The organism is Pseudomonas sp. LPB4.O (genome assembly GCF_038383825.1).
Classification (GTDB): domain Bacteria; phylum Pseudomonadota; class Gammaproteobacteria; order Pseudomonadales; family Pseudomonadaceae; genus Aquipseudomonas; species Aquipseudomonas putida.
On sequence record NZ_CP151298.1, the window covers coordinates 1,209,558 to 1,230,109 of the forward strand.

At 63.8% G+C, this 20,552-nt stretch carries 19 protein-coding genes; 15 read left to right on the plus strand and 4 right to left on the minus strand.

The genetic code is table 11. The features are described 5' to 3' along the window. Positions 1 to 2 precede the first annotated feature (2 nt). The 4 genes from MRBLPB4O_RS05450 to ydcS form a co-directional block, all read right to left on the minus strand. Positions 3 to 809 (minus strand): ABC transporter permease, encoded by an 807-nt coding sequence (locus MRBLPB4O_RS05450; RefSeq protein ID WP_063426516.1) that lies wholly within the window; start codon positions 807 to 809, stop codon positions 3 to 5. Next, on the minus strand, positions 799 to 1,710 hold the full coding sequence (locus tag MRBLPB4O_RS05455) for an ABC transporter permease (RefSeq protein WP_341797730.1): 912 nt from the start codon (positions 1,708 to 1,710) through the stop codon (positions 799 to 801). Before MRBLPB4O_RS05455 ends, MRBLPB4O_RS05450 begins: the two co-directional genes overlap by 11 nt. A 1-nt stretch (position 1,711) precedes the next feature. Further along, positions 1,712 to 2,743 (minus strand): ABC transporter ATP-binding protein, encoded by a 1,032-nt coding sequence (locus tag MRBLPB4O_RS05460; RefSeq protein WP_341797731.1) that lies wholly within the window; start codon positions 2,741 to 2,743, stop codon positions 1,712 to 1,714. A 74-nt stretch (positions 2,744 to 2,817) separates the two neighbouring features. After that, positions 2,818 to 3,969 (minus strand): putative ABC transporter substrate-binding protein YdcS, encoded by a 1,152-nt coding sequence (gene ydcS / locus MRBLPB4O_RS05465; protein ID WP_341797732.1) that lies wholly within the window; start codon positions 3,967 to 3,969, stop codon positions 2,818 to 2,820. Positions 3,970 to 4,185: 216 nt separating this feature from the next. Between ydcS and MRBLPB4O_RS05470 the strand changes: the two genes are divergently transcribed. The 15 genes from MRBLPB4O_RS05470 (at position 4,186) to MRBLPB4O_RS05540 (ending at position 20,450) form a co-directional block, all read left to right on the plus strand. Beyond that, the gene (locus tag MRBLPB4O_RS05470) at positions 4,186 to 4,869 is read left to right on the plus strand and encodes a tellurite resistance TerB family protein (RefSeq protein WP_341797733.1); all 684 of its coding nucleotides are present in this window, start codon (positions 4,186 to 4,188) and stop codon (positions 4,867 to 4,869) included. A gap of 272 nt (positions 4,870 to 5,141) precedes the next feature. Further along, complete coding sequence (locus MRBLPB4O_RS05475) at positions 5,142 to 6,764, plus strand: methyl-accepting chemotaxis protein (protein WP_341797734.1); 1,623 nt, start codon at positions 5,142 to 5,144, stop codon at positions 6,762 to 6,764. 5 nt (positions 6,765 to 6,769) lie between these two features. After that, positions 6,770 to 7,276, plus strand: coding sequence for a chemotaxis protein CheW (locus tag MRBLPB4O_RS05480; RefSeq protein ID WP_341797735.1), 507 nt, complete (start codon positions 6,770 to 6,772; stop codon positions 7,274 to 7,276). Beyond that, positions 7,273 to 8,544 carry a CheR family methyltransferase gene (locus tag MRBLPB4O_RS05485; RefSeq protein WP_341797736.1) on the plus strand — a complete coding sequence of 424 codons (1,272 nt, stop codon included), beginning with the start codon at positions 7,273 to 7,275 and terminating at the stop codon, positions 8,542 to 8,544. Before MRBLPB4O_RS05480 ends, MRBLPB4O_RS05485 begins: the two co-directional genes overlap by 4 nt. Continuing rightward, entirely contained in the window at positions 8,541 to 9,206 is a 666-nt protein-coding gene (locus tag MRBLPB4O_RS05490) for a chemotaxis protein CheW (protein ID WP_016501207.1), read from the plus strand. Before MRBLPB4O_RS05485 ends, MRBLPB4O_RS05490 begins: the two co-directional genes overlap by 4 nt. Continuing rightward, positions 9,203 to 11,500 (plus strand): hybrid sensor histidine kinase/response regulator, encoded by a 2,298-nt coding sequence (locus MRBLPB4O_RS05495; protein ID WP_341797737.1) that lies wholly within the window; start codon positions 9,203 to 9,205, stop codon positions 11,498 to 11,500. The genes MRBLPB4O_RS05490 and MRBLPB4O_RS05495 overlap by 4 nt, the downstream gene beginning before the upstream one ends. Further along, positions 11,497 to 12,510, plus strand: coding sequence for a Wsp signal transduction system protein-glutamate methylesterase WspF (gene wspF / locus MRBLPB4O_RS05500; protein ID WP_043203417.1), 1,014 nt, complete (start codon positions 11,497 to 11,499; stop codon positions 12,508 to 12,510). The genes MRBLPB4O_RS05495 and wspF overlap by 4 nt, the downstream gene beginning before the upstream one ends. Before the next feature lie 51 nt (positions 12,511 to 12,561). Beyond that, positions 12,562 to 13,566, plus strand: coding sequence for a Wsp signal transduction system regulator diguanylate cyclase WspR (wspR, locus tag MRBLPB4O_RS05505; protein WP_043203418.1), 1,005 nt, complete (start codon positions 12,562 to 12,564; stop codon positions 13,564 to 13,566). A 130-nt stretch (positions 13,567 to 13,696) separates the two neighbouring features. Next, positions 13,697 to 14,792 (plus strand): peptide chain release factor 2 gene (gene prfB / locus MRBLPB4O_RS05510; RefSeq protein WP_114942480.1). Its coding sequence is split into 2 segments (ribosomal slippage): positions 13,697 to 13,768 and positions 13,770 to 14,792, totalling 1,095 coding nucleotides; the frame shifts between segments, so codons are not numbered across the junction. Positions 14,793 to 14,863: 71 nt separating this feature from the next. Continuing rightward, positions 14,864 to 16,366: a lysine--tRNA ligase gene (gene lysS / locus MRBLPB4O_RS05515; RefSeq protein WP_341797738.1), complete on the plus strand. Its 1,503-nt coding sequence runs from the start codon at positions 14,864 to 14,866 to the stop codon at positions 16,364 to 16,366. 133 nt (positions 16,367 to 16,499) lie between these two features. Next, complete coding sequence (locus tag MRBLPB4O_RS05520) at positions 16,500 to 17,204, plus strand: TetR family transcriptional regulator (protein WP_041167855.1); 705 nt, start codon at positions 16,500 to 16,502, stop codon at positions 17,202 to 17,204. Positions 17,205 to 17,233: 29 nt separating this feature from the next. Then, a complete protein-coding gene (locus MRBLPB4O_RS05525) occupies positions 17,234 to 17,782 on the plus strand; it encodes a hypothetical protein (protein WP_016485172.1) in 549 nt (182 codons plus the stop codon). 172 nt (positions 17,783 to 17,954) lie between these two features. After that, the gene (locus MRBLPB4O_RS05530; RefSeq protein ID WP_341797739.1) at positions 17,955 to 19,232 is read left to right on the plus strand and encodes a flavohemoglobin expression-modulating QEGLA motif protein; all 1,278 of its coding nucleotides are present in this window, start codon (positions 17,955 to 17,957) and stop codon (positions 19,230 to 19,232) included. Beyond that, positions 19,204 to 20,127, plus strand: coding sequence for an alpha/beta hydrolase (locus tag MRBLPB4O_RS05535; protein ID WP_341797740.1), 924 nt, complete (start codon positions 19,204 to 19,206; stop codon positions 20,125 to 20,127). Before MRBLPB4O_RS05530 ends, MRBLPB4O_RS05535 begins: the two co-directional genes overlap by 29 nt. Continuing rightward, entirely contained in the window at positions 20,124 to 20,450 is a 327-nt protein-coding gene (locus MRBLPB4O_RS05540) for a hypothetical protein (RefSeq protein WP_016501197.1), read from the plus strand. The genes MRBLPB4O_RS05535 and MRBLPB4O_RS05540 overlap by 4 nt, the downstream gene beginning before the upstream one ends. The last annotated feature ends 102 nt before the right edge of the window (positions 20,451 to 20,552 follow it).

Here is a 20,552-nt window from a genome sequence, read left to right on the forward strand (position 1 = left end):
GGTCATTTGCCACTGCCCGCGACGCTCTCGCCGCCACGGGTCAGGTAGTAGGCGCCAAGGATTGGCAGCATGGTCACCAACATCACCAGCATGGCGACCACGTTGGTCACCGGCACGTCGCGCGGGCGGCTGAGCTGGTTCAACAGCCAGATCGGCAGGGTGCGTTCGTGGCCGGCGGTGAAGGTGGTGACGATGATTTCATCGAACGACAGGGCAAAAGCCAGCATGCCACCGGCCAGCAGTGCCGAGCCAAGGTTGGGCAGGATGATGTAGCGGAAGGTCTGCCAGCCATCGGCGCCCAAATCCATCGACGCTTCAATCAGGCTCTGCGAGGTGCGCCGCAGGCGGGCGATCACGTTGTTGTAGACGATCACCACGCAGAACGTGGCGTGACCGATCACGATGGTGAACACCCCGGGCTCTATCCCCAGGGACTTGAAGGCCGAGAGCAGGGCGATGCCGGTGATGATGCCGGGCAGGGCGATAGGCAGGATCAGCATCAGCGAAATGCTCTCTTTGCCGAAGAAGCTGCGCCGATACAACGCGACCGACGCCAGTGTGCCCAGCACCAGGGCAATCAGCGTGGCCAGGCAGGCCACCTGCAGCGACAGCTTGATCGCCTCCAGTACATCGGGCCGGGCGAAAGCCACGCCGATCCATTTCAGGGTAAAGCCCTTGGGCGGGAAGCTGAACGCCGCGTCTTCGGTGTTGAAGGCGTACAGGAAGATGATCAGGATCGGGAAGTGCAGGAATAGCAGCCCGCCCCAGGCCGCCAGTCGCAGCCCTGTTGAAGCTTTTTCAGAGTGCATCGAAGGCCCCCAGGCGCTTGACGATGGACAGGTACACGGCAATCAGCGCGATGGGCACCAGGGTGAACGCGGCGGCCATCGGCATGTTGCCGATCGCCCCTTGCTGGGCATAGACCATGCTGCCAATGAAGTAACCGGGTGGGCCGACCAGCTGCGGCACGATGAAGTCACCCAGGGTGAGCGAGAAGGTGAAGATCGAGCCGGCGGCGATGCCTGGGATCGAAAGCGGCAGGATCACCTGCACGAAGGTTTGCCCGGGCCGTGCGCCAAGGTCTGCCGAGGCTTGCAGCAGCGAAGGCGGCAGGCGCTCCAGCGAGGCCTGGATCGGCAGGATCATGAATGGCAGCCAGATGTACACGAACACCATGAAGCGCCCCAGGTGGGAAGTCGACAGCGTGCTGCCGCCCACGCCCGGCACGGCCAGCAACGCCTGCAGCAGGCCATCCAGGTGCAACTGCTGGACGAACCACTGGGCGACGCCGCCCTTTGCCAGCAGCAGGGTCCAGGCATAGGTTTTGACGATGTAGCTGGCCCACATCGGCATCATCACCGCGATGTAGAAAAACGCCTTGGTCTTGCCGCTGGTGAAGCGCGCCATGTAGTAGGCGATGGGGAAGGCCAGTACCGCGCTGGCCAATGATACGGCCACCGCCATGCCCAGGGTGCGCAGGATGATGTCGAAGTTCGACGGGTTGAACAGCGCGGCGAAGTTGCCCAGGGTCAGGTCCGGGGTCACCGCCATGGTGAAGTCGTCGAAAGTGTAGAAACCTTGCCACAGCAGGTTCAGCAACGAGCCCAGGTAGATTGCGCCGAACCACGTCAGCGGGGGGGCCAGCAGCAGTGCGAGGTAAAGGCTCGGGCGCCGGTACAGCAGGTTGGACAGGCTGCGCAGTGTGCTCATGTCAGCGGGCCTCGGTTTCCTGCAGCACCGTCATGGCCTCGCGGGGCCAATGTGCCAGCACCCGTTGCCCGGGCTGCCACGCTGGGGGCTGCGCCTGCCAGCGGTCGTTGGCCTGGCTCACCGCCAACAGCTGGCCGCTTTCCAGTTGCAGCTCGAAGCGTGTGGCGCTGCCCTGGTACTGGACATCGCGCAACAAGCCGCTGACCTGCACTTCATGGCTGGTCACCACCGGCTCGCCCAGGCGGATGTGCTCGGGGCGGATGGAGAAGGGCGCCGGGCTGCCATTGAGCTGCTTGGCCAGCTCGCCACGCACTACGTTGGAGGTGCCGACGAATTCGGCGACGAAGGTGGTAGCGGGCTTCATGTACAGGTTGCGCGGGGTGTCGACCTGTTCGATACGGCCGCGGTTGAACACCGCGACCCGGTCGGACATCGACAGGGCCTCGGTCTGGTCGTGGGTGACGAAGATGAAGGTGATGCCCAGTTGGCGCTGCAGTTTTTTCAGCTCGCCCTGCATCTGTTCGCGCAACTTCAGGTCCAGCGCGCCCAGGGGTTCATCCAGCAGCAATACCCGTGGCCGGTTGACCAAGGCACGGGCCAGGGCCACACGCTGGCGTTGGCCGCCGGACAGCTGCGCCGGCTTGCGCGCGCCATAGCCGGCCAGGGCCACCATGGCCAGGGCTTCTTCGGCGCGGCCGTGGCGCTCGGCCTTGGCCACACCTTTCACTTTCAGGCCATAGGCGATGTTGTCCAGCACGTTCATGTGCGGGAACAGCGCGTAGTCCTGGAACACGGTGTTGACGTCGCGCTGGTAGGGCGGCACGCCAGCGGCTTCGATGCCGTGGATACGGATCGAACCGCCGGTGGGTTGTTCGAAGCCGGCGATCAGGCGCAGGCAGGTGGTCTTGCCCGAGCCGGAAGGGCCGAGCATGGAGAAGAATTCGCCATCGATGATGTCGATGCTGACCTGATCGACAGCCTTGACCTCGCCGAAGGTGCGGGAAACCTGGGTGAACTGGACGGCTAGGGGCATAGGCAGTACTCAGTTGTCTATGTATTGCCTGCCCTGGCCCTGTCGCCGGCACGCCAGGGCAGGCCAAGTAACTTTTAGCGCCCACCCATGATCGCAATGTAGTCCTGGGTCCAGCGGCTATACGGCACGAACTTGCCCCCCTGGGCCTGCGGGGTTTTCCAGAAGGCGATCTTGTCGAAGTTGTCGAACCCGTTGGTCTTGCAGCCCTCGGCGCCCAGCAGTTCGCTGCCGGTGCACGCTGCCGGCACCGCCGGCAACGAGCCGAACCAGGCCGCTACGTCACCCTGCACCTTAGGTTGCAGCGACCAGTCCATCCACTTGTAGGCGCAGTTGGGGTGCTTGGCCTCGCTGTGCAGCATGGTGGTGTCGGCCCAGCCGGTTGCGCCTTCCTTGGGAATGGTCGAGGCCACCGGCTGGTTCTCGGCCTTCAGGCCATTGACCATGTAGCCCCAGGAACTGGCGGCGACCACGCCTTCGTTCTTCACGTCGCTCATCTGCACCGTGGCGTCATGCCAGTAACGGTGGATCAGCGGTTGCTGCTGGCGCAGCAGTTCCAGCACGGCCTTGTATTGCTCCTCGTTCAGCTCGTAGGGGTCCTTGATGCCCAGTTCGGGCTTGGTCGACTTCAGGTACAGCGCCGCGTCGGCTATGTAGATCGGCCCGTCGTAGGCCTGCACGCGGCCTTTGTTCGGCTTGCCGTCGGGCAGGTTCTGCGGCTCGAACACCACACCCCAGCTGGTAGGGGCCTGCTTGAAGGTGTTGGTGTTGTACAGCAGCACGTTCGGCCCCCACTGATACGGGGTGCCGTACACCTGCTTGTCGACCACGTACCAGCCACCGTTCTGCAGGCGCGGGTCGATGTTCTTCCAGTTGGGGATCAGGGTGGTGTTGATCGGCTGCACGCGCTTGCCCACGATCAGCCGCAGCGAGGCATCGCCCGAGGCGGTGACCAGGTCATAACCGCCCTTGGTCATCAGGCTGACCATCTCGTCCGAGGTGGCGGCGGTCTTCACACTCACCTTGCAGCCGGTTTCCTTCTCGAAGCCGGTCACCCAGTCGTAGGCCTTGTCGCTTTCACCGCGCTCGATGTAGCCGGGCCAGGCAACGATATCCAGGCGCCCCTCGCCGGGCCCCAGGGCTTTGGGCGGTTCGGCAGCCTGCAGGCTGGCGCTGGCCAGCACGGCACCGGTCATGGCGCCGAGCAATGCGGTCTTGAGCACTGACATGGTGTTCCCTCTTTTTGGAGATCTTGTTCGGGGCAGTCATCAAGCAAGCCGTGAAGCAATTGTTATAAGCGTAGTGCGATCGCGCGAGGTATTGGCGATATCGAGTCTAGTTGGCTTTTTGCCAGCCAATGCAACATCCGGAAGCAAATCCGCGATGGCGTGCGTTCTGCCAAGCCTTACTCTGGCGGTTGAATCTTCTTGCGTGGAGACACATGAATGAACACTCGGGGCTTGCTTGATCAACTCCTCAAATCCGGCCAGCAGATGCTCGAAAAACAGGGGGGCGCCAACAAGTCCGGCGGCGCTGGCGGTGGGCTTGGCGGGCTGTTGTCCGGTGCCGGTGGCGGCCTGTTGGGTGGGGGCGCCCTGGGCCTGCTGCTCGGTAGCAAGAAAGCCCGCAAGTACGGCGGCAAGGCCCTGACCTACGGCGGCCTGGCTGCGCTGGGTGTGCTGGCCTACAAAGCCTACGGCAACTGGCAGGCCAATCAGCAGGGGGCCGCAGCCGAACCGCAAACCGTCGACCGCCTGCCGCCTGCCCAGGTCGAGCAGCATAGCCAGGCGGTGCTGCGGGCGCTGGTAGCGGCGGCCAAGTCCGATGGCCATATCGACGAGCGCGAACGGGCGCTGATCGAGGGCGAATTTACCCGCCTGGACAGCGACCGTGAACTGCAGCACTGGCTGCATGCCGAGCTGAACAAACCGCTGGACCCGGCCGAGGTGGCCCGCGCCGCGCAAACACCAGAAATGGCCGCCGAGATGTACCTGGCCAGCGTGATGATGGTCGATCAGGAAAACTTCATGGAGCGCTCCTACCTGGACGAACTGGCCCGCCAGCTGCGTTTGGACCCGGCGCTGCGTCAGGAACTGGAAAGCCAGGTACGGCTTGCTGCTGGCCAGTAATCACTCATTCAGGCGTGCGCGCTCCCTGTAGGAGCAGCCTTGTGCTGCGAAGAGGCCATGAAGGCCCATGCAGAAGCATTGATCATCCAGGCCCTTTCGCAGCGCAAGGCTGCTCCTACAGGGGCCATGGTGCGCTCATGATCTACGAAACAAATGGCATGTCCATCAGCAGGGATGCCTGTTTACCCCTCACTTCATCCGAAAATGTGTAAGGCCTCTGGGCTATACTTCAGCGATTTTTCCCGCTCGTTGAGAATTCCTGAGGGCTGAATGTGAAAAACTGGACCTTGCGCCAACGGATCCTGGCAAGTTTCGCCGTGATCATCGCCATCATGCTGCTGATGATCGTGGCCGCCTACTCGCGGTTGGTGGCCATCGAAACCGCCGAGGAGGCAGTGGGGACCGACAGCATTCCCGGGGTCTACTACAGCTCGATGATCCGCAGCGCCTGGGTCGACAGCTACGTCACCAGCCAGCAACTGGTGGGCCTGTCCAACCACCGGGAAATCACTTCGGCCGACATGGAGCTGTTCAAAAGCTTCGAGGACCGGCTCAAGCAACACATGGCCAGCTACCAGACCACCATCCAGGACAAGGACGACCAGACCCGCTTCGACAGCTTCGTGCAGTTGGAACAGAACTACATGAAGATCGTCGGTCAGGTACTGGACACATACCGTCAGCACAACTACGCCGAAGCCGAACGGCTGATCATCGAGGTGCTGACGCCGGCCTGGGTAGATGGCCGCAAGCACCTGAATGAAGTGATCGAGCACAATCGGGCCTCTGCCGACACCGCCACCAACGAGATCGTCAGCGCCGTCAGCACGGCCAAGGGCAGCATGGTGGTATCGCTGCTGCTGGCAATCGTCGCCGCCGGCATCTGCGGCCTGTTGCTGATGCGCGCCATCACCGCGCCCATGCAGCGCATTGTCCATGCCCTCGACAAGCTGCGTTCGGGTGACCTGAGCATGCGCCTGAGCCTGGACCGCAAGGACGAGTTCGGCGCCATCGAAAGCGGCTTCAACGAAATGGCCGAAGCACTGGCCAACCTGGTAGCCCAGGCCCAGCGCTCGTCGGTGCAGGTGACCACGTCGGTTACCGAAATTGCCGCCACGTCCAAGCAACAGCAGGCCACCGCCACCGAAACGGCCGCCACCACCACCGAAATTGGCGCCACCTCGCGGGAAATCGCCGCCACTTCGCGTGATCTGGTGCGTACCATGACCGAAGTCACCTCCGCCGCTGATCAGGCTTCCAGCCTGGCCGGCTCCGGCCAGCAGGGGCTGGCGCGCATGGAGGAGACCATGCACCAGGTGATGGGCGCCGCCGACCTGGTCAACGCCAAGCTCGGTATCCTCAACGAAAAGGCCAGCAACATCACCCAGATGGTGGTGACCATCGTCAAGGTGGCCGACCAGACCAACCTGCTGTCGCTCAACGCCGCCATCGAAGCGGAAAAGGCCGGCGAGTACGGCCGTGGCTTTGCCGTGGTGGCCACCGAAGTGCGCCGCCTGGCCGACCAGACCGCCGTGGCCACCTACGACATCGAGCAGATGGTGCGTGAAATCCAGTCCGCAGTGTCTGCCGGGGTCATGGGCATGGACAAGTTTTCCGAAGAAGTGCGCCGCGGCATGTTCGAGGTGCAGCAGGTGGGCGAGCAGCTCAGCCAGATCATTCACCAAGTGCAGGCCCTGGCGCCGCGTGTGCTGATGGTCAACGAAGGCATGCAGGCCCAGGCCACCGGTGCGGAGCAGATCAACCAGGCGCTGGCGCAGCTCAGCGATGCCAGTACCCAGACCGTCGAGTCGCTGCGACAGGCCAGCTTTGCCATCGATGAACTGAGCCAGGTGGCCGCCGGCCTGCGTGGCGGCGTGTCGCGTTTCAAAGTCTGAACGCGATGAACGACTTGCCACCGCACGCCGCATCCGCGCACAACGCCAAGGGCGCGTTGTACCTGCAGTTTCGCCTCAGGGAACAGCGCTTTGCCCTTAGCGTGCACGAGGTGATCGAGGTGCTGCCGCGCCAGCCGCTCAAGCCGATTGCCCAGGCACCTGCCTGGGTCGCGGGCATCCTCGCCCATCGTGGCCATCTGGTTCCTGTGATCGACCTTGGCGCGCTGAGTTTTGGCCAGCCGGCGGCGCAGCGCACCAGTACGCGCCTGGTGCTGGTGCATTATCGTGGCAGCCTGCAACTCGGCCTGATCCTGGAGCAGGCCACCGAGACCCTGCGTTGCCACCCGGAGGAATTCCAGCCTTATGGCGTGGACAGCGGCGAAGCGCCGTATCTGGGCCCGGTACGCCAGGATGAGCAGGGCCTGCTGCAGCGCATCGAAGTCAACGATCTGCTGCCTGATGCCGTGCACCACCTGCTGTACACGGATGAGCCGACAGGGATGCCGACATGAACGAACAGCGTTTCTTCCGCTTCTTGCGCGAGCGCATCGGCCTGGATGTTGAGTCGGTAGGTGCGCCCATGGTCGAGCGCGCGCTGCGTCAGCGTTGCGTGGCCGTGGGCGCCGTCGACCTGGACCATTACTGGCTGCGCCTGCAGCAGTCGGCGGATGAGCAACAGGCGTTGATCGAGTCGGTGATCGTTCCGGAAACCTGGTTTTTCCGCTACCCGGAGTCTTTTACCGCCCTGGCCGGCCTGGCACACAAGCGCCTGGCCGAACTGGCCGGGGCCCGCCCACTGCGCCTGCTCAGCCTGCCATGCTCGACCGGCGAGGAACCCTATTCGCTGGCCATGGCCTTGCTCGACGCGGGCATTGCGCCTGGTGCGTTTCTGATCGATGGCATGGACATCAGCCCCAGTTCGGTGACCAAGGCCGGGCAGGCCGTGTATGGGCGCAATGCGTTTCGCGGCAGCAACCTGGGCTTTCGCGAGCGCTACTTCGATGCCCTCGATGAAGGCCACCGCCTGCACGGTCGGGTGCAGCAGCAAGTCAGCCTGCAGGTGGGCAATGTGCTCGATCCCGCGCTGGCCAGCCGCGACGGCCTGTACGACTTCGTGTTCTGTCGCAACCTGTTGATCTATTTTGACGTGCCTACCCAGCAGCGTGTATTCGAGGTGCTCAAGCGCCTGCTGCATCCGCAGGGTGTGCTGTTCATCGGCCCGGCCGAAGGCAGCTTGCTGGCGCGGCTGGGCATGCGCCCGCTAGGGATCGCCCAGTCGTTTGCCTATGTACGCCAGGAAGGTGGCAATGTCCCGTTGGCAGTGGCACCTGAACCCGCACGGCGCACCGTACCGCCGCTGGCCACGGCGGGTTATCCGCCACCCGGCGCGCCGCTGCCGCGCCCGCTGCGTGTATTGCCGATGGCGCCCAAGCCAGCGCCGGCCCGCGAGCGTGCGCGTGAGGACGCGAGCGAGCTGCTGGCCAGTATCGCCCGGCTTGCCAACGCCGGCGCCAGCGAGCGGGCGCGTGCCGAATGCCAGCGCTACCTGGGCCAGTTCGCGCCGTCGGCGCAGGTGTACTACTGGCTAGGGCTGCTCAGTGATACCGAAGGCGATGCGCAGCAGGCGCTGACCCATTATCGCAAAGCCCTGTACCTGGAGCCGCAGCACCCCGAGGCGCTAGTACACCTGGCGGCCTTGTTGGCGTCCCAGGGTGACCTGGCCGGTGCCCGGCGCCTGCAGGACCGCGCTGCACGGGTTGGCAGGGAGCCTGAACGATGAAGGGTGAAATGGCGATGCAACTGCTGGCCGAAGATGACGCGCACATCGACGACTGCTGGAACCGCATTGGCGTCCACGGCGACAAGCAGTGCCCGCTGCTGGAGCGGCATGTCCACTGCCGAAACTGCGATGTGTATGCGGCTTCGGCCACCCGGCTGCTTGACCGCTACGCGCTGATGCAGGACCACCAGGCTGCGCCGGCGCAGCCAGTAGAGGAAAACACCGGCCGCTCCATGCTGCTGTTCCGCCTGGGCGAAGAGTGGCTGGCGCTGGCCACCGCCAGCCTGGCCGAGATCGCCCCGATGCAGGCCGTGCATTCGCTGCCGCATCAGCGCTCGCGGCTGCTGCAGGGGGTTGCCAATGTGCGCGGTGCGTTGGTGCCGTGCCTGTCACTGGCTGACTTGCTGGGTGTGCAGGCCGACACCGCCGAGCAACGCAGCGGTCGGGCCATGCCACGCATGCTGATTCTGGCGGCCGAGGGAGGGCCGGTAGTGATGGCCGTTGAGGAAATCGACGGTATTCACCGGCTAGACCCACTGCTGCTCGGCAGCGGCCAGGACGCCACGCGCTTTACCGCCGCAGTCCTGCAGTGGCGCGGCCGCAGCGTGCGGGTGCTGGACGATCAACACTTACTGTCTGCCGTGCAGCGGAGCCTGTCATGACCCCAGAGCAAATGCGCGACGCATCGTTGCTCGAACTGTTCAGCCTGGAGGCAGAGGCGCAGACCCAGGTCCTCAGCGCCGGCCTGATGGCGCTGGAGCGCAACCCTACCCAGGCTGACCAGCTTGAGGCTTGCATGCGCGCCGCCCACTCGCTGAAGGGCGCGGCGCGCATCGTTGGGGTGGATGCCGGCGTCAGCGTCGCCCACGTCATGGAAGACTGCCTGGTGGCGGCACAGGAGGGCCGCTTGCGCCTGAGTGCCGAGCACATCGACGCGCTGTTGCAAGGCACCGACCTGCTGATGCGTATCGCCACACCCGGCGACGTCGGGGCGCAGGCGACCCTGCCCGTGTTCCTGGCGCAAATGGCCAGCCTGCTCGACCCAAGGGCTGCGGCCATGCCTGCCCCGCCGCCGTCAGTGCCCGTGCTGCCAGACTTGCCGCTGGCAACCTTGCCAGCCGAGCCTATGGCGTTGCCACTTGATGCTTTGGAGTCCGACCCCGAACCTGCCCCGCGCCGCAAGGCCGGCAAACGCGGCGGCGAAGGTGCCGAGCGGGTGCTGCGGGTCACCGCCGACCGCCTCAACAGCCTGCTCGACCTGTCCAGCAAGTCGCTGGTGGAAACCCAGCGGCTCAAACCTTACCTGGCCACCTTGCAGCGGCTCAAGCGCATGCATGGCCAGGGTATGCAGGCGCTTGATGGCCTGCGCATGCAGTTGGAGGACAGTGGCCAGGACAGCGAGGTGCTCGAAGCCCTGGCACAAACCCAGCGTCTGCTGGCCGAAACCCAGCAGATCCTGCAGCAGCAGGCCGCCGATCTGGACGAATTCGGCTGGCAGGCCAGCCAGCGTGCACAGTTGTTGTACGACACCGCCCTGGCCTGCCGAATGCGGCCGTTCGCCGATGTGCTGACCGGCCAGAGCCGTATGGTCCGAGACCTTGGCCGCTCGCTGGGCAAACCGGTACAGCTGGCGGTAGAGGGGGAAAAGACCCAGGTCGACCGCGATGTGCTGGAAAAGCTTGAAGCACCGCTGACCCACCTGCTGCGCAACGCGGTTGACCACGGCATCGAGCTGCCGGAGCGTCGCCTGCTGGCGGGCAAGCCAGAGGAAGGCGTGATTCGCCTGCGCGCCTCGCACCAGGCCGGCATGCTCAGCCTGGAACTGATCGACGATGGTGCCGGCATCGACCTGGAGCGCTTGCGCAGCAGCATCGTCGAGCGCGCCCTGTCGCCTGCCGACACGGTGGCGCGGATGAGTGATGCAGAACTGCTGACGTTCTTGTTCCTGCCCGGCTTCAGCCTGCGCGACAAGGTCACCGAGGTGTCTGGGCGCGGCGTGGGGCTGGATGCGGTGCAACACATGATCCGCGAGCTACGCGGCTCCATCGAGCTGACCCAGGTGGCGGGGCAGGGCTGTCGCTTCCATCTGCAGGTGCCATTGACCCTGTCGGTGGTGCGCAGCCTGGTGATCGAGGTGGGTGGCGAGGCCTATGCCTTCCCGCTTGCCCACATCGAACGCACGCTGGAAGTGACCACCGAGCAGATCGTGCAGATCGAAGGGCGCCAGCATTTCTGGCACGAAGGCCGGCTTATCGGCCTGGTGGCGGCCAGCCAGTTGTTGAACCGGCCTGCCGGCCAGGCGCAAGACGGCAGCCTGCGGGTGGTGGTGATCCGTGAGCGCGAGCAGCTGTACGGCGTGGCCGTGGAGCGGCTGATAGGTGAGCGGGTACTGGTTGTGATGCCGCTCGACTCACGGCTAGGCAAGGTGCAGGACATTTCTTCCGGCGCCTTGCTCGATGACGGCTCGGTGGTGTTGATCGTCGATGTCGAAGACCTGCTGCGTTCGGTGGAGAAACTGCTCAGTACCGGCAGCCTGGAACGCGTCGAACGCGGAAGCAGCGGCGCTCGTGGTGTGGTGCGCAAGCGCATCCTGGTGGTCGACGATTCGCTGACCGTGCGCGAGCTGCAACGCAAGCTGCTGGGCAACCGTGGCTACGATGTGGCGGTTGCGGTAGATGGCATGGACGGCTGGAACGCCCTGCGCAGTGAGGACTTCGATCTGCTGATCACTGACATCGACATGCCACGCATGGACGGCATCGAACTGGTCACCCTGGTGCGTCGCGATCAGCGCCTGCAATCGCTGCCGGTGATGGTGGTGTCCTACAAAGACCGTGAGGAAGACCGACGGCGTGGCCTGGATGCTGGCGCCGACTACTATTTGGCGAAAGCCAGTTTCCACGACGATGCGTTGCTGGAGGCTGTAGTCGAGCTGATCGGAGGTGCTCAAGGATGAAGATCGCCATCGTCAATGACATGCCCATGGCTGTCGAGGCCCTGCGCCGGGCGGTTGCCTTCGAGCCCGCACACCAGGTGGTGTGGGTGGCCAGCAATGGCGCCGAGGCGGTGCAGCGTTGCGCCGAGCAACTGCCGGACCTGATCCTGATGGACCTGATCATGCCGGTGATGGACGGCGTGGAGGCCACCCGGCGGATCATGGCCGAAACCCCGTGCGCCATCGTCATCGTCACGGTGGACCGCCAACAGAACGTGCACCGCGTGTTCGAGGCCATGGGCCATGGCGCCCTCGACGTGGTCGACACCCCGGCACTGGGCGCTGGGGATGCCCGCGAAGCGGCGGCGCCACTGCTGCGTAAAATCCTCAATATCGGCTGGTTGGTCGGCCAGCAGCGCACGCCAGCGGCAAGGCCGGTGGCCACACCGCTGCGTGAGGCCTCGCAGCGTCGCGGGCTGGTGGCGATCGGTTCGTCGGCGGGTGGCCCGGCAGCCCTCGAAGTGCTGCTCAAGGGCTTGCCTGCAGCGTTTCCGGCGGCCATCGTACTGGTTCAGCATGTGGACCAGGTGTTTGCTGCCGGCATGGCAGAGTGGCTCAGCAGCGCAGCCGGCCTGCCGGTGCGCCTGGCCCGTGAAGGCGAGCCGCCGCAGCCGGGCCAGGTATTGCTGGCCGGCACCAACCACCACATTCGCCTGCTACAAAATGGCCAACTGGCCTACACTGCCGAACCTGTCAATGAAATCTACCGGCCCTCGATCGATGTGTTCTTTGAGAGCGTGGCACGTTACTGGAATGGCGATGCGGTGGGCGTGCTGCTCACCGGCATGGGGCGCGACGGCGCCCAGGGCCTGAAGCTGATGCGTCAGCAGGGCTTTCTGACCATTGCCCAGGACCAGGCCAGCAGCGCAGTGTACGGCATGCCCAAGGCCGCCGCGGCAATCGATGCCGCAGTGGAAATTCGCCCGCTGGAACGCATCGCCGGGCGCTTGATGGACTTTTTCGCAAAATGACGAAATGTATTGAATCACGCCGCCAGAACGGCAGTGATCGGGTGAACAGGTATGAATGACTTACCGATCGAAGGTTTTGCCACCACCAACGAAAACTCGGCGATGGTGCTGCTGGTCGACGACCAGGCCATGATCGGCGAGGCGGTGCGGCGTGGTCTGGCCAATGAAGACAACATCGACTTCCACTTCTGTGCCGACCCGCACCAGGCGGTGGTCCAGGCCATGCGCATCAAGCCCACGGTTATCCTCCAGGACCTGATCATGCCTGGCCTGGACGGCTTGACCCTGGTACGCGAATACCGCAACAACCCGGCCACCCAGGACATCCCGATCATCGTACTGTCGACCAAGGAAGACCCGCTGGTCAAAAGCGCGGCGTTTGCCGCCGGGGCCAACGATTACCTGGTCAAGCTGCCGGACACCATCGAACTGGTAGCGCGCATTCGCTACCATTCGCGCTCCTACCTTACCCTGCTGCAACGCGACGAGGCTTACCGCGCCCTGCGCGTCAGCCAGCAGCAGTTGCTCGACTCCAACCTGATGCTGCAGCGGCTGATGAACTCCGATGGCCTGACCGGGCTGTCCAACCGCCGTCACTTCGACGAATACCTGGAGCTGGAGTGGCGCCGCGCCATGCGTGAACAGCAGCAGTTGTCGTTGCTGATGATCGATGTGGACTATTTCAAGGCCTACAACGACAGCTTCGGTCACCTGGCCGGCGACGAGGCCTTGCGCCAGGTGGCCGAGGCGATCCGTGGCTCATGCTCGCGGCCGACCGACCTGCCGGCCCGCTATGGTGGCGAGGAGTTTGCCCTGGTGCTGCCCAACACCTCGCCAGGCGGGGCACGCCTGGTGGCTGAAAAGCTGCGTCAGACCGTTCTCGGCCTTGGCATCCCGCACAGCGCCCCGGTGGCCGACTCACACCTGACCGTGAGCATCGGCCTGGCCACCCAGACCCCGGCCGTCGGCAGCCACTGCCGGCAGCTGATTTCGGCGGCGGACAAAGGCTTGTACCAGGCCAAGAACAGCGGGCGTAACCAGGTGGGTATCGCCTGACACAGTGCCGCTCCTGCAGTGCCCGCTGACAGGCTATACGAATGTGACCGCCCGGCGGGTCTGCCGCCGTGCTGCGGACTCGGTTATACTCGCGGGCTTTTCACCGAATTCGTACGAGAGCCGCGCGCCCATGGAAATCCAACCGATTCTGAACACCATCAAGGACCTCACCGAGCGTTCCCAGTCCATTCGGGGGTATCTTTGACTACGATCACAAGCATGACCGCCTGATCGAAGTCAATCGCGAGCTGGAAGACCCAAACGTCTGGAACAAGCCCGAATACGCCCAGGAGCTGGGCCGCGAGCTCGCTGCCCTGAAGCAGATCGTCGAAACCCTGGATGAACTGTCCGGTGGCCTGAACGACTGCCGCGACTTGCTGGACATGGCCGTCGAAGAAAAAGACGAAGCCGCTGTCGAGGACGTGACCGCCGAGCTGCAGCGCCTGGAAGAAGCCCTGGCGAAGCTTGAGTTCCGCCGCATGTTCAGCGGCGAGATGGACATGAACAACGCCTACCTGGACATCCAGGCCGGTTCCGGCGGCACCGAAGCCCAGGACTGGGCCAACATTCTGTTGCGCATGTACCTGCGCTGGGCCGACAAGCGCGGTTTCGACGCCACCATCATCGAGCTTTCCGAAGGTGAAGTCGCCGGCATCAAAGGCGCTACCGTGCACATCAAGGGCGAGTACGCCTTTGGCTGGCTGCGCACCGAGATCGGCGTGCACCGCCTGGTGCGCAAGAGCCCGTTCGACTCCGGCGCCCGTCGTCACACCTCGTTCTCGGCGGTGTTCGTGTCGCCCGAGATCGACGACAAGGTCGAGATCGACATCAACCCGTCCGACCTGCGTATCGACACCTACCGCTCCTCGGGCGCCGGTGGTCAGCACGTGAACACCACCGACTCCGCGGTACGTATCACCCACGTGCCGACCAACACCGTGGTGGCTTGCCAGAACGAACGCTCCCAGCACGCCAACAAGGACACCGCCATGAAAATGCTGCGGGCCAAGTTGTACGAGCTGGAAATGCAGAAGCGCAACGCCGCTTCGCAAGCGCTGGAAGACAGCAAGTCGGACATCGGCTGGGGTCACCAGATCCGCTCGTACGTGCTCGACGCGTCGCGTATCAAGGACCTGCGTACCAACGTTGAACGCAGCGACTGCAACAAGGTGCTCGACGGTGATATCGACGAATACCTGGAAGCCAGCCTGAAACAGGGCCTGTAAGCTTCACTCCTGCTGAAAGACCCTCGCCTGCGGGCGAGGGCAATGAATTCCCTGATGGAAGATGTGACGACATGAGCGACCTCAAGACCGACTCGCAAGACCTGCAACAGGAAGAAAATGCCCTGATCGCCCTGCGCAAGGAAAAACTTGCCGCCGAGCGCGCCAAAGGCAACGCCTTCCCCAACGACTTCCGTCGCGACAGCTACTGCAACGACCTGCAGAAACAGTACGCGGACAAGACCAAGGAAGAGCTGGAAGCAGCCGCGATTCCGGTCAAGGTTGCCGGCCGTATCATGCTCAACCGTGGCTCGTTCATGGTTATCCAGGACATGACCGGTCGCATCCAGGTCTACGTCAACCGCAAGACCCTGTCGGAAGAAACCCTGGCCGCAGTCAAGACCTGGGACCTGGGCGACATCATCAGCGCCGAAGGCACCCTGGCACGTTCCGGCAAGGGTGACCTGTACGTCGAAATGACCAACGTGCGCCTGCTGACCAAGTCGCTGCGCCCGCTGCCCGACAAGCACCACGGCCTGACCGACACCGAACAGCGCTACCGCCAGCGTTACGTCGACCTGATGGTCAACGAAGAAACCCGCCACACCTTCCGTGTGCGTTCGCAGGTTATCTCGCACATTCGCAAGTTCCTCATCGAGCGTGACTTCCTCGAAGTCGAGACGCCGATGCTGCAGACCATCCCGGGCGGCGCCGCTGCCAAGCCGTTCGAAACCCACCACAATGCCCTGGACATGGCCATGTTCCTGCGTATCGCGCCGGAGCTGTACCTCAAGCGCCTGGTGGTGGGTGGCTTTGAGAAAGTGTTCGAGATCAACCGCAACTTCCGTAACGAAGGTGTTTCGACGCGTCATAACCCCGAATTCACCATGCTCGAGTTTTACCAGGCCTACGCCGACTACAACGACAACATGGACCTCACCGAGGAACTGTTCCGCGAGCTGGCGCAGTTGGTACTGGGCAGCACCGACGTGCCTTACGGCGACAAGGTGTTCCACTTCGGCGAGCCGTTCGTGCGCCTGTCGGTGTTCGACTCGATCCTCAAGTACAACCCGGAACTGACCGCTGCCGACCTGCAGGACGTTGACCGCGCCCGGGACATCGCCAAGAAGGCCGGTGCCAAGGTGCTGGGCCACGAAGGCCTGGGCAAGCTGCAGGTGATGATTTTCGAAGAGCTGGTCGAGCACAAGCTGGAGCAGCCTCACTTCATCACCGAGTACCCGTTCGAAGTGTCGCCGCTGGCTCGTCGCAACGACGACAACCCGGCCGTTACCGACCGCTTCGAGCTGTTCATCGGTGGCCGCGAAATCGCCAACGCCTACTCCGAGCTCAACGATGCCGAAGACCAGGCCGAGCGCTTCCTGGCCCAGGTGGCCGAGAAGGACGCTGGTGACGACGAGGCCATGCACTACGACGCCGACTTCGTGCGTGCGCTGGAGTACGGCATGCCGCCGACCGCCGGTGAAGGCATCGGCATCGACCGCCTGGTCATGTTGCTGACCAACTCGCCGTCGATCCGCGACGTGATCCTGTTCCCGCACATGCGTCCACAGGCCTGAGTGAATTGAACAAGCCGCCTTTCGAGGCGGCTTTTTCTTGCCTGAAGCTTTATGTTGTCTGTACTGGCTCCATCGCCGGCCAGTGCAGGCCGCAGATGACTTGAACCGTGAGGTATCCCCCGTGACACCCGCCATGCCTGATCAAGGCGCCGCCGGCATCGCTACCGCCGTCGCCGAAAACGTGCAATACCAAGGCCGCAAGACTGCCCGCCAAGGCAGCGAACAGCGCCGCCAGCTGATCCTCGACGCCGCCATGCGTATCGTCGTGCGCGATGGCGTGCGCGGTGTGCGCCACCGTGCGGTGGCCGCCGAGGCCGCTGTGCCGCTGTCGGCCACCACCTACTACTTCAAGGACATCGAGGACCTGCTCACCGATACCTTCGCCCAGTATGTCGAGCGTAGTGCCGCCTACATGGCCAAGTTGTGGGCCAACACGGAAGTGGTACTGCGCCAGTTGCTGGCCCAGGGTGACGGCAGCCCGGCGGCACGGGCGCGGCTGGCTGACGAAGTGGCGCGCATGACTGCTGACTATGTTCAGCGGCAACTGCTGAACCGCCGCGACTTCCTGATGGCCGAACAGGCCTTCCGCCAAGAGGCGCTGCTGTGCCCACGCCTGGCTGAGCTGGTGCGTGCCCACGAGCAGATCCTGCTGCACGGCACCCGTCAATTGCTGCAGGTGGTGGGGTCGCGACAACCAGAACAGGACGCCCAGATGTTGACGGCGATTATCGAGCAGATGGAATATCAGGGCCTGCTCAAGGATGCGAACGCGCAAGCCGATGGGCAGATGCTCGCTATGCTTACCCGATACCTGCAGCTGGTGCTGGCATCGGCCTGAGCCGAGACCGATTTTTCAAGGAGAACCTGATGAAAGCCTGGCGTGTGGTGTTGTTGACTCTGTCATTCCTGCTGCTGGGCGGTTGTCTGGTGACCTTCCATGAGCCCTTGCCCAGCAACCAGGCGGCGCCCAAGGCGCTGCTCGGCAAGTGGAGCAGCAAGGACGCCTGGGGCGAGCCGTTGAAGCTGACCATCAGCCGCAGCGGTGGCGGTGCCTACAAGGCGGTGGCCACGGCCAAGGGCAAGGCCCCTGAGGAGTACGTGTTCACCGTGTCGCGCCACGGCAACCGCTGGTACCTGTCGGCCGGAGTGCCCAAACGACTGGGGGGCAACTTCCTGATCGGCGGTTTCGACATCGTCGAGGGCAAGGAGCTGGTGGTCTACAACCTGGATGTCGAGCAGGTGCAGCAGGCGGTGGACAAGAAGGAACTGACCGGGCGCAGCACCGAGGTGCCTGAAGACAACGGCGACGGCGTGCTGATCGATAGCCCCTCGGCGCGGGTGCTGGCGTACCTGGACGACCCGGCCAACTCCGACCTGTTCGTCGAAGTGGCGCGGTTCCAGCGTACTGGCAAGTAGTTACCTGTGCCGGCCTTTTCATGGTTTGAAATTGCAATGCGATCCCGGTAGGAGCAGCCTTGTGCTGCGAAAGGGCAGGTAAGACAACAGATATTTGCTGCCGATAGAGGCCTCTTCGCAGCACAAGGCTGCTCCTACAGGGACCGAGGCCGAGACAGATAAGGAGTCCCCGTTGGACGAATACCAGCAAACCATCCGTGCCCTGTCCGACCGCATCGTTGCGGCGCAGACCCCGATCCGGGTCCTGGACGCGGTTAAATGGGACGAAAACATTCGTCAGGGCTTCCTCAAAGCCAAGGGCAAAGAGCCGCCGGCCGTCGACCGTGCCTATTACCAGTCGCGCCCGCTATCGTTCGACTCCGGCGCGGTGAAGGCCGAGTTCCAGGGCATCGAGCGTGACATCATCCGCCAGCTAGGTCAGTTCAACCCGGTCGGGCAGATCATGAAGCGCATGTGCCGCGAGTACCGCATGGTGGTGCGCATGCTCGAAGCGCGCGGGACCGAGGACTTCGGCCTGATCTCCCAGGAACTGTATGGCGCTGCCTCCGATGCCTTCCATGCCGGTGACCCGACCCTGGCCGACCTCGGTCTGATGCTGTCGGATTACCTCAACAATATCGATGGCCGTGGCGACCTGAAGGACGAACCGAAGAACCTCACCGCCAAAGAGGCGGTGGAGATCCTCCAGCGCCGGCTGAACAAGGTGTTCGGCGAGGCCGAGGGAACCATCCGCGTGTTCGAGTCCGACGGTATCGTCGCCGATGCCGCGGCCGGTGCCGACTACATCAAGGTGCGCGCCGATGCCATGTTCAACGCCCGCGACGTGCGCGCCCTGGAGGTGCACGAGGGGCTGGTGCATGTCGGTACCACGCTCAATGGCCTGAACCAGCCGATCTGCACCTTCTTGGCCAAGGGCCCGCCCTCGTCGACGGTGACCCAGGAAGGCCTGGCCATCCTCATGGAAGTGATTGCCTTCGCCTCCTACCCCAGCCGCCTGCGCAAGCTCACCAACCGCACTCGCGCCATCCACATGGTCGAGGAGGGCGCCGATTTCCTCCAGGTGTTCGATTTTTTCCGTGGGCAAGGCTTCGAGATGGCGCAGAGCTACAGCAACGCCAGCCGGGTGTTCCGCGGTTCGGTGCCCAATGGCCTGCCATTCACCAAGGACTTGTCCTACCTCAAGGGCTTCATCATGGTTTACAACTACATTCAGTTGGCCGTGAAGAAGGGCAAGCTCGAACAGATCCCGTTGCTGTTCTGTGGCAAGACCACCCTGGAAGACATGCGTACCTTGCGCCAGCTGGTGGAGGAGGGCCTGGTTGCGCCGCCCAAGTACTTGCCCGAGCAGTTCCGCGACCTTAACGCGCTGTCGGCCTGGATGTGCTTCTCCAACTTCCTCAACCACCTGAGCCTGGACCGTATTGAAGCCGACTACGCGAACATTCTCTGAGTGCTGCCGCCTGCTGGCCCTGGGCTTGGTCCTGCTGGGCCTTGGCGGCTGCAGCAGCCTGCTGTTCTACCCCGAGCGTGGTCAGGCCTTTACGCCTGAGCGGGCCAAGCTGGCGTACCGCGATGTAACGTTGACCACAACTGATGGCATCCGCCTGCACGGTTGGTGGTTGCCGGCCAAGGTCGGGGTCGAGGTCAAAGGTACGGTACTGCACTTGCACGGCAACGGCGGCAACCTGCCGGGGCACTTGGGTGGCAGCTACTGGCTGCCGGAGCAGGGCTATCAGGTGCTGATGATCGATTACCGCGGTTATGGCCTGTCGCAGGGGGCGCCAAGCCTGCCAGAGGTGTACGAAGATATCGCCGCCGCCATGGCCTGGCTGGACCAGGCGCCCGAGGTAAAGGGCAAGCCCCTGGTGCTGCTGGGGCAAAGCCTTGGAGGGGCCATGGCCATTCACTACCTGGCGGCCCACCCCGAGCAGCGCCAGCGCTTCAGTGCCCTGGTGTTCGATGGCGTGCCGGCCAGTTACCGTTCAGTCGGGCGCTTTGCCCTCAGCACGTCGTGGATGACCTGGCCGTTGCAGGTGCCGCTGTCGTGGCTGGTGCCGGACGGTGACAGTGCAATCCGTTCGATCGAGCAACTGAGCAGCCCGCCCAAGCTGTTTTTCCATAGCATTGACGACAACCTGGTGCCGATGGACAACGGCATCCGCCTGTACCAGCACGCGCCACCGCCGCGGGTGCTGCAACTGACCCGCGGTGGCCACGTGCAGACCTTCGCCGACCCCACATGGCGCCAGGTGATGCTGCGTTTCCTCGACGACCCTAGCCATTTCAACGGCCTGCGGCGGCTTGCCGAAGTGCCCAATTTCCCTGACGAGAAGAACAAGCAATGAGTGAAGAACGCAACGCCATCCCGCTGATCCTGACCGGCGTCGGCAGCATCATCGTGACGGTGGGGGCCTTGTGGTACTACGGTTACCTGCATTTCGCCAAACCCGAGGATGCCCTGTTGCTGCAGGACTTCACCATGCTCAAGACCATCCCGGGCGAGGACTACAAGGTTTCGCTGGACCCGGCGCCGCAAGTGGCCCAGTGCGTCGATGGCGTGCTGGTGTTGTTCGACACCGAGCAGAAAGGCCTGACCGGCGTGCTGGTGGACAACCGCAAGCGTGCGGTGCGCTGCATGGGCGAGGAAACCCCGCAGCAGGTGAAGTGAGCCATTATCCCTACTGCCTGTACCGGCCTCTTCGCGGGCGTGCCCGCGAAGAGGCCGGTACAGGCAAAAAAAAGCCCCGCGTCGAGCGCGGGGCTTTCTTTT